Source organism: Burkholderia sp. Ac-20384 (assembly GCF_017104605.1).
In the GTDB taxonomy this organism is placed as follows: domain Bacteria; phylum Pseudomonadota; class Gammaproteobacteria; order Burkholderiales; family Burkholderiaceae; genus Burkholderia; species Burkholderia lata.
Map to the genome: position 1 here is coordinate 1 of NZ_JAAGPE010000333.1, position 8,974 is coordinate 8,974.

Below are 8,974 nucleotides of genomic sequence, written 5' to 3' on the forward strand. Positions count from 1 at the left end.
TCCGCAGGCGCCGGTTCGAGCGGCCTGCCGTCGGATGCGGCACGACGCCCCCCGGTGCAGCCAACGCCGGCGCGTGCACCGCTCTATGCCTGGACGGAAAAACCCGCCGCACCGATTACGCCGGCGCCGAGCGTGCACGACACGCTGCGCTCGATCGAGGCCAGCACCGCGCAATGGGCGACGCTGAGCGGTGCGCAGGACGATGCCGGACACGCGGCGGCGGCAGCGGCAACTGTGGCCGGTGTGGCCGCGGCAGCAGCCGGCATTGCAGCGCCGGCAGCAGCGGCCGTGCCGACCGGAATCGCCTCCGCGGCCCACGGCCTCGCGGCGCATGACACCGGTGCGCCGCTCGCATACGATGCAGCGCCCGCGTACGACGAAAACGCACCGATCGTGCTCGACGCGTTCATGCCGGCAGTGCCCGCTGTCCATGCACCGGTTGCCGATGCGGGCGCCGTGGCGTTCAGCGCCGCCGCACCACACGCGCTGTCGCATACCGGCATCGACGATGCCGCGTTCTCGCATCACGCCGATGACGAGATCCGGCACGCCGACGATGCCCCCGCCGCGCCGGCACCGGGAATCTCGTCCGCGCCGTCGTTCGACGCACCCATCGACCTCGCGCCGTGGGAAGACCTCGCCAGCCAGCCGGTTTCCGCGTTCGACGCATCCGCCTGGAACCCGGTCGCCGAGTCGTCGACGGACGTGACAGGATCGGAACCGGCCCATGCCGCCTTCGCACAACCGACGACCGCGGCGGTTCACGACATCGCCGCGGCCAACCCGCCGGCATCGTTCGACACTGACGATAAGTCCACGGCGGTGCAACCGGTTGCCGCAATCGATCGCACGGCATCGGCCCGCGTGCCGCAGGGCATCGCCGATGTGCACGCAGACGTGATGCCCGCCGGGAATATCGCGCCGTTCGCGGCCCTCCCCGCTTCGCCGATTGCCGACACGACATCGCGCACAAGCGCCGAAACCAGGCCGTTTGCGGCAGCGTCGGCACCGGCTGCATCGAGTGCCGCACCGGAAGCAGTCAAGTCGGACACGGTGGAACCTGCAGCACCGCCGCCGGCAATCGCTCAAGGCGCCGCACCGGCAGCGGCGGCATGGACGTGGACGCCTTCGACGGCGCAACCGGCCACGACGAATCCGCCCGTCACCGCGGAATTGCCGAAATCGCCGGTTGCGGCTCAACCGTTTGCCGCCGCGCAAACGGCGTCGGCTAGCGCTACGTCACCGAGCGTCGGCACCATCCACGGTTCGACCGCGCAAACGCCTGCGTCCGTATCGGGCATTGCGCCTGTCACCGTTCCCGCTTCGTCGGATGGTGTGATCGGCACGGCATCCGGTTCGCTTGCTCAACCGGCTGCGTCGATCTCGGCCGTTGCCTCCGTCACACCAGCATCCCCGATCGGCGTGACTGGCACTGCTTCGGCTCCGCTTTCTCAGCCGGCCACTTCGGCATCGAACGCTGCATCCGTCGCGCCAGCATCCCCGATCGGCGTGACCGGCACTGCGTCGACCTCGCTTTCGCAGCCCGTCACTTCGGCATCGAACGCTGCATCCGTCGCGCCGGCATCCCCGATCGGCGTGACCGGCACTGCGTCGACCTCGCTTTCGCAACCGGCCGCTTCGGCGTCGACCGTTGCATCCATCGCGCCGGCATCCCCGATCGGCGTGACCGGCACTGCGTCGACCTCGCTTTCGCAACCGATCGCTTCGGCATCGACCGTTGCATCCGTCACGTCGGCATCCCCGATCGGCGTGACCGGCACTGCGTCGACCTCGCTTTCGCAACCGACCGCTTCGGCATCGACCGTTGCCTCCGTCGCGTCGGCCGCGCCGGTTAGCGTTGCGGGCACGACTTACGGTTCGTTCCCCCGCGCATCGGCGCCCGCGTCGTCCATTGCGCCCGCCGTGACGCCGTCGACGGTCGGCACGTCGGCTTCGACTTCCGGTTCAACCGCGCCTGCGCCCGCACCGGCCGCCACACCGGCAATCGCTGCCGTAACGCCCGCGAATACCGTGTCCGGCTCGATCACCGCACCGTCGTCCGCGCCTGCCGCGACGCTTCAGGCCAACCCGGCAACTTCGTCGACGGGTACGACATTCGGCACATTCGGCACCTCCGGCGCAGTCGCACCGCAGCCGGCCGCCAACCTGCCCGTACCACCCGCCGCTTCCGACACGGCTACCGCGCCGATCGCCACGGCGGCAGCAACTCCAGCGCAACCGATCGCCAGCTCGCCCGTCACGCCGACCGGCTCACTGACGTCCTTCGGCGCAACCACCGCGACGCTGGCTCCATCGATCGTTTCCGCACCGGCAGCCATCGAAGCCACGACGTTCGCCACCCCGACCGCCTCGGCCCCGTCGCCGGCAAGCTGGTCCGTGTCGAATGTCTCCGCAGCACCGGCAACCCCGTCGGCCACGGCTCAGCAACCCGCAGCGACAATCCCCGGCGCGAGCCTGTCCGCACCGGCGATCCCCACTGCCCCGCCGGCCGAAGTAATCACGACCACGGCAGCCGAACCGGCCGCGCCAGCCGCAGCCGGCTCCCCGGCCCCCGACATCCCCGCGCGCCCACCGCGCCCGAACGCGTTCGAATTCCACGCCCCCGCGTCGTTCAGCGTCGAACTGCCGACGCTCGAGCTGCTCGAACCGCCATCCGACGACGTCGAAACGATCACCGACGAACACCTCGCACAAACGGCACAGGTGATCGAACAGCGGCTGCAGGAATTCAAGGTGCCGGTGACGGTGGTCGGCGCGTCGGCCGGCCCCGTGATCACGCGCTTCGAGATCGAACCCGCGCTCGGCGTGCGCGGCAGCCAGATCGTCGGGCTGATGAAGGACCTGTCGCGCGGCCTCGGCCTCACGTCGATCCGCGTCGTCGAGACGATCCCCGGCAAGACCTGCATGGGCCTCGAACTGCCGAACGCAAAGCGCCAGATGATCCGCCTGTCGGAAATTCTCGAGTCGCGCCAGTACCAGCACTCGGCCTCGCAGCTGACGATCGCGATGGGCAAGGACATCACCGGCCACCCGGTCGTCACCGATCTCGCGAAGGCGCCGCACATGCTCGTCGCGGGCACGACGGGCTCGGGCAAGTCGGTCGCGATCAACGCGATGATCCTGTCGCTGCTGTACAAGGCGACGCCCGAGGACGTGCGGCTCATCATGATCGACCCGAAGATGCTGGAGCTGTCGGTCTACGAAGGCATCCCGCATCTGCTCGCACCGGTCGTCACCGACATGAAGCTCGCGGCGAACGCGCTGAACTGGTGCGTCGGCGAGATGGAAAAGCGCTACCGGCTGATGTCGGCCGTCGGCGTGCGCAACCTCGCAGGCTTCAACCAGAAGATCCGCGACGCGGAAGCGAAGGAAAAGAAGATCGGCAACCCGTTCTCGCTGACACCGGAGGATCCGGAGCCGCTGTCGACGCTGCCGCTGATCGTCGTCGTGATCGACGAGCTGGCCGACCTGATGATGGTCGCCGGCAAGAAGATCGAAGAGTTGATCGCGCGCCTCGCGCAGAAGGCGCGCGCGGCCGGCATCCACCTGATCCTCGCGACGCAGCGTCCGTCGGTCGACGTGATCACGGGCCTGATCAAGGCGAACATCCCGACGCGCGTCGCGTTCCAGGTGTCATCGAAGATCGACTCGCGCACGATTCTCGACCAGATGGGCGCCGAATCGCTGCTCGGGATGGGCGACATGCTGTTCCTGCCGCCGGGCACCGGCTATCCGCAGCGGGTACACGGCGCGTTCGTCGCCGACGAGGAAGTTCACCGGGTCGTCGAGTACCTGAAGCAGTTCGGCGAGCCGCAGTACGAGGAAGGGATCCTCGACGGCCCGGCCGCCGACGGTGCGACGCAGGACCTGTTCGGCGATGCGCCGGACGCGGAAGCCGATCCGCTGTACGACGAAGCCGTCGCATTCGTCGTGCGCACGCGGCGCGCGTCGATCTCGTCGGTGCAGCGGCAGTTGCGCATCGGCTACAACCGCGCCGCACGCCTCGTCGAGCAGATGGAGGCGGCCGGGCTCGTGTCGCCGATGGGCATCAACGGCAGCCGCGAGGTGCTCGTGCCGGCCGCGGCCGACTGAACACGGCGGCCGGCCGGCCGCCGGCAACCGACACGGGCGCACCGGGAAACCGGCCGCCCCGAAAAACAAAGGGCGCTGCATCGGCAGCGCCCTTTGTCATTTACTGCACCGGCACCAGCTTGAAGTCGACCGGCTTGCCGACCGCCACCTTCTGCGGATTCGGGCCGAGCTGCCCCGTTTCGGCATTGCGGCTGAACACGTAGAACGTATCGCTGTCCTGGTTGCCGACGATCAGCCACTTGCCGGTCGGATCGATCAGGAACTCGCGCGGCGTCTTGCCGAGGCTTGACTGGCGGCCGACCTGCTTCAACCGGCCGTCGGCCTGGTTCACCGCGTAGATCACCAGGTCGTTCGCGTCGCCGCGGTTGCTCACGTACAGGAAGCGGCCGTCAGGCGACAGGTGGATCGCGCCGCCGCCGACCTTGCCCTTGAAGCCCGGCGCGGTCATCGATACGGTCTCGACCGGCGTCAGCTTGCCGTCGTGGTAGCCGAACACCTCGACCGACGCGTTGAGCTCGCTCGTCACGTACGCGTACCGGCCGTCGGCGCTGAACACCATGTGACGCGGGCCCGAGCCCGCCTTCACCGGCGTGTAGCGCGTCTCGGTCGGGCTGATCAGCCCGCGGCTGCCGTCCACCGTGTAGCGGTAGCCGTAGATCTTGTCCGCGCCGAGATCCTGGACGAACAGGTAACGGCCGTCGGGCGAAAACACCGTCGAATGCACGTGCGCGCCGTCTTGGCGCCCCTTCACGGGCCCCGTGCCTTCATGGTGCACGGTCAGCGCGGCCTGGCCGACCGCGCCGTCGTCGCGCAGCGGGAACACCGCGAAGCTGCCGCCCGGATCCTTCGCGACCGAGTAGTTGGCGGTCACGAGGTACTTGCCGTCCGGCGACAGCGCGAGGTAGCAAGGATCGTTCCCTTCCGACGACACGCGGTCGATGAAACTCAGCGCGCCTGTCTTCGCGTCGAAGCGGAATGCGCTGACGCCGCCGCGCGTCGTCGCCGGCCCGTCGTCGCCGGGCAGTTCGTTGACCGCGTAGACGGTGCGACCGTCGCGGCTCGGCAACAGGTACGACGGATTCACGGTCTTCGCCGACGACACGGGCGCAACGCTGCCGGTTTTCGTATCGAAGCGGTAAACATAGATGCCGTCGCTGCCGCCCCCGGTATAGGTGCCGACGAGCAGGTTGTAGACGCCGTCGGCCGGGGCGGCCGATTGCTGCGCAAATGCGTGGGTCGCGGAAAGGGAGAGCACGATCGCGAAACCTTTCATCCAGTGAGCGAGCCTAAGCGGGAACCCTCGTGTCGAAGCGCGTGCGTCACGCTCGCGTAAACGGTTGGGCATTGAATCCTCCTTGCGTCGAGTCGCTTCAAGTGTTGAGATAGGACGAAACGCCGGCCGTTCATGCGCTCCGCCGCCCGGCCGAGTATACGGGGCGCGGCGCCAGCGCGTGAAGCCTTGGCCGCCGCCGTCCGCATTGTGAACTCGAATACCCAAGGATCGCCTGCCCATGCCTGCCCTGATCGAAGACTACGCCCTCGTCGGCGACGGCCACACCGCCGCGCTGATCGCTAAAGACGGCTCCGTCGACTGGCTGTGCTGGCCCCGCTTCGATTCGGGCGCCTGCTTCGCGGCGCTACTCGGCACCCCCGAGCACGGCCGCTGGCTGCTCGCGCCGGCCGCCGACGCCGCGATCACGCACACGACGCGCCGCTATCGCGGCGACACGCTGATTCTCGAAACCGACTACGAAAGCGCCGACGGTGCCGTCACCGTGGTCGACTTCATGCCGCCCGGCAATGGCTGGTCCGAGCTGGTGCGGATCGTCGTCGGCCGCCACGGCACGATGAAGATGCGCATGGAGCTGGTGTTGCGCTTCGACTACGGCTTCTCGATCCCGTGGGTCACGCAGCTGACCCGCGAGGACGGCATGAAGGCGATCGCGGGCCCCGACACCGTCGTGCTACGCACGCCGGTGCCGCTCACCGGCGAAAACCTTCATACGCTCGCGGAATTCACGGTGAGCGCGGACGAGCGCGTGCCGTTCTCGCTCAGCTATGCGGCATCGCACCTGCGCCTGCCGCCCGCCCGCGATCCGCTGTCGATGCTCGCGCGCACCGAGAACTACTGGCTCGAATGGTCGGGCCGCTGCCAGGTACAGGGCCGCTACGCGGTCGCGGTGCGCCGTTCGCTGATCACGCTGAAGGCGCTCGCGTACGAGCCGACCGGCGGGATCGTCGCGGCGCCGACCACGTCGCTGCCCGAGAAGATCGGCGGCAACCGCAACTGGGACTACCGTTACTGCTGGCTGCGCGACGCGACGATCACGCTGCTCGCGCTGATGCGCGGCGGCTACTACGACGAGGCGCGCGCGTGGCGCACGTGGCTGGGCCGCGTGATGGCCGGCTCGCCCGAACAGATCCAGATCATGTACGGGATCGCCGGCGAGCGCCGGCTGCCGGAAATGGAGCTGGACTGGCTGCCCGGCTACCAGGACTCGAAGCCGGTGCGCGTCGGCAACGGCGCCGCGAACCAGCTCCAGCTCGACGTGTTCGGCGAGGTGATGGCCGCGCTGCACCTCGCACGGGTGGGCGGCCTGCAGGCCGACGACACGGTCTGGTCGGTGCAGTGCGCGCTGCTCGACCATCTCGAGAAGATCTGGCAGGAACCCGACGAAGGCATCTGGGAAACGCGCGGCGGCCGCCGCCACTTCACGTTTTCGAAGGTGATGGCGTGGGTCGCGTTCGACCGCGCAATCAAGTCGGCGGAGATGTTCCGGCTGCCGGGCACGCTCGACCGCTGGCGCGCGCTGCGCGACCAGATCCACGCCGACGTATGCGCCAACGCGTGGCACGAAAGCAAACGGGCGTTTGCACAGAGCTACGGCAGCGACGAACTCGACGCCAGCGTGCTGCTGATGCCGCTGCTCGGCTTCCTGCCGCCGGAAGATCCGCGCATCGTCGGCACGGTCGAGGCGATCGAGCGGGAATTGCTGCACGACGGGCTCGTGATGCGCTACCGCACGACCGACTACGACGACGGCCTGCCGCCCGGCGAAGGCACGTTTCTCGCATGCAGCTTCTGGCTGGTCGACAACTATGCGCTGCTGGGCCGGATCGACGACGCGCACCGGCTGTTCAGCCGGCTGCTCGCGCTGTCGAACGACCTCGGGCTGCTCGCGGAGGAGTACGACCCGGTGGCCGGGCGCCTCGTCGGCAACTTCCCGCAGGCGTTCTCGCACGTGGCGCTCGTGCATACCGCGATGAACCTGATGCACCACGAGGACGCGATGGCGCGCGCAGCCGGCCAGCCCGCGCCGGCCGTCGCGACGGGGCGCTGAACGGGGCGCGAGCGGCTTGGTCAGAGAACGTCAAATCGCAAAATTTTGATGAAAAATCGGGGAAATGTTGCATTGCACCACCCATCGTTGTCCGATATGATCGACGCGATTGTCCGGCTGCAGTGCAACATGGCCGGTCGCTGACCCACACGGCACGCCGCGACGCCCCACGCCGCCCTTGCGCACCGTCCCCCACGCGGGAGTAGTCTGCATGCTTTACCAACTGCACGAATTCCAGCGCGCCATGCTGAGCCCGCTGACGGCCTGGGCCCAGGCCGCGTCCAAATCGTTCGCCAATCCGTCCAGCCCGTTCTCGCTGATGCCGGGCGCGACGCGCATGGCCGCCGCGTACGAACTGATGTACCGACTCGGCAAGGATTACGAGAAGCCCGAGTTCAACATTCATCAGATCGTCAAGGACGGCCACAACATCCCGATCGTCGAGCAGACGATCGTCGAGAAGCCGTTCTGCCGGCTGCTGCGTTTCAAGCGCTATTCGGACGACGCCGAAGCCGTCACCCAACTGAAAGATGAACCGGTCGTGCTGGTCTGCGCGCCGCTGTCGGGCCACCACTCGACGCTGCTGCGCGACACGGTGCGCACGCTGCTGCAGGATCACAAGGTCTACATCACCGACTGGATCGACGCGCGGATGGTGCCGATCGAGACCGGCGCGTTCCACCTGCACGACTACATCGCGTACATCCAGGAATTCATCCGTCACATCGGCGCGCGCAACCTGCACGTGATCTCGGTGTGCCAGCCGACGGTGCCGGTGCTCGCGGCGATCTCGCTGATGGCGAGCCGCGGCGAAGACACGCCGCTCACGATGACGATGATGGGCGGCCCGATCGATGCGCGCCGCAGCCCGACGTCGGTGAATTCGCTCGCCACGCAGCACTCGACCGCGTGGTTCGAGAACAACGTGATCCACACGGTGCCCGCGAACTACCCGGGCGAAGGTCGCCAGGTGTATCCGGGCTTCCTGCAGCACACGGGCTTCGTCGCGATGAACCCGGAGCGGCACGCGCAATCGCACTGGGATTTCTACCAGAGCCTGCTGCGCGGCGACGAAGACGACGCCGAAGCACACCGCCGCTTCTACGACGAATACAACGCGGTGCTCGACATGGCCGCCGAGTATTACCTCGAGACGATCCGCGTCGTGTTCCAGGAATTCCGCCTGGCCGAAGGCACGTGGGATGTCGAAGGCGAGCGCGTGCGTCCGCAGGACATCCAGCACACCGCGCTGATGACGATCGAGGGTGAACTCGACGACATCTCCGGCAGCGGCCAGACGCACGTCGCGCACGAGCTGTGCACGGGCATCCCGCAGGACCAGCGTCGCAGCCTGACCGCCGAGAAGTGCGGTCACTACGGGATTTTCTCGGGCCGCCGCTGGCGCACGATCATCTATCCGCAACTGCGCGACTTCATCCGCGAGCATGCACCGGAGCCGAAGCACGGCGCGACGAAGGATGTCCCGGAAGCACCGGCGGCCACGACGCTCGCAGCCGTGC

General features: G+C 68.1%; 4 protein-coding genes. 3 read left to right on the plus strand and 1 reads right to left on the minus strand.

Annotated elements, in window-relative coordinates; translation table 11 throughout:
- The first annotated feature begins 24 nt into the window (after window positions 1-24).
- Entirely contained in the window at window positions 25-4,113 is a 4,089-nt protein-coding gene (locus tag G3O00_RS43655; RefSeq protein ID WP_277399362.1) for a DNA translocase FtsK, read from the plus strand.
- A 100-nt stretch (window positions 4,114-4,213) separates the two neighbouring features.
- On the opposite strand, the gene G3O00_RS36165 is transcribed toward G3O00_RS43655, so the two are convergent.
- Window positions 4,214-5,458 (minus strand): lactonase family protein, encoded by a 1,245-nt coding sequence (locus G3O00_RS36165; RefSeq protein WP_206145863.1) that lies wholly within the window; start codon window positions 5,456-5,458, stop codon window positions 4,214-4,216.
- A gap of 166 nt (window positions 5,459-5,624) precedes the next feature.
- Here G3O00_RS36165 and G3O00_RS36170 point away from each other — a divergent pair, with 166 nt between their 5' ends.
- Both G3O00_RS36170 and phaZ read left to right on the plus strand, forming a co-directional pair.
- Complete coding sequence (locus tag G3O00_RS36170) at window positions 5,625-7,454, plus strand: glycoside hydrolase family 15 protein (protein ID WP_206145865.1); 1,830 nt, start codon at window positions 5,625-5,627, stop codon at window positions 7,452-7,454.
- Window positions 7,455-7,665: 211 nt separating this feature from the next.
- The coding region (gene phaZ, locus G3O00_RS36175) for a polyhydroxyalkanoate depolymerase (protein ID WP_206145867.1) at window positions 7,666-8,974 on the plus strand (1,309 nt) is incomplete at its 3' end.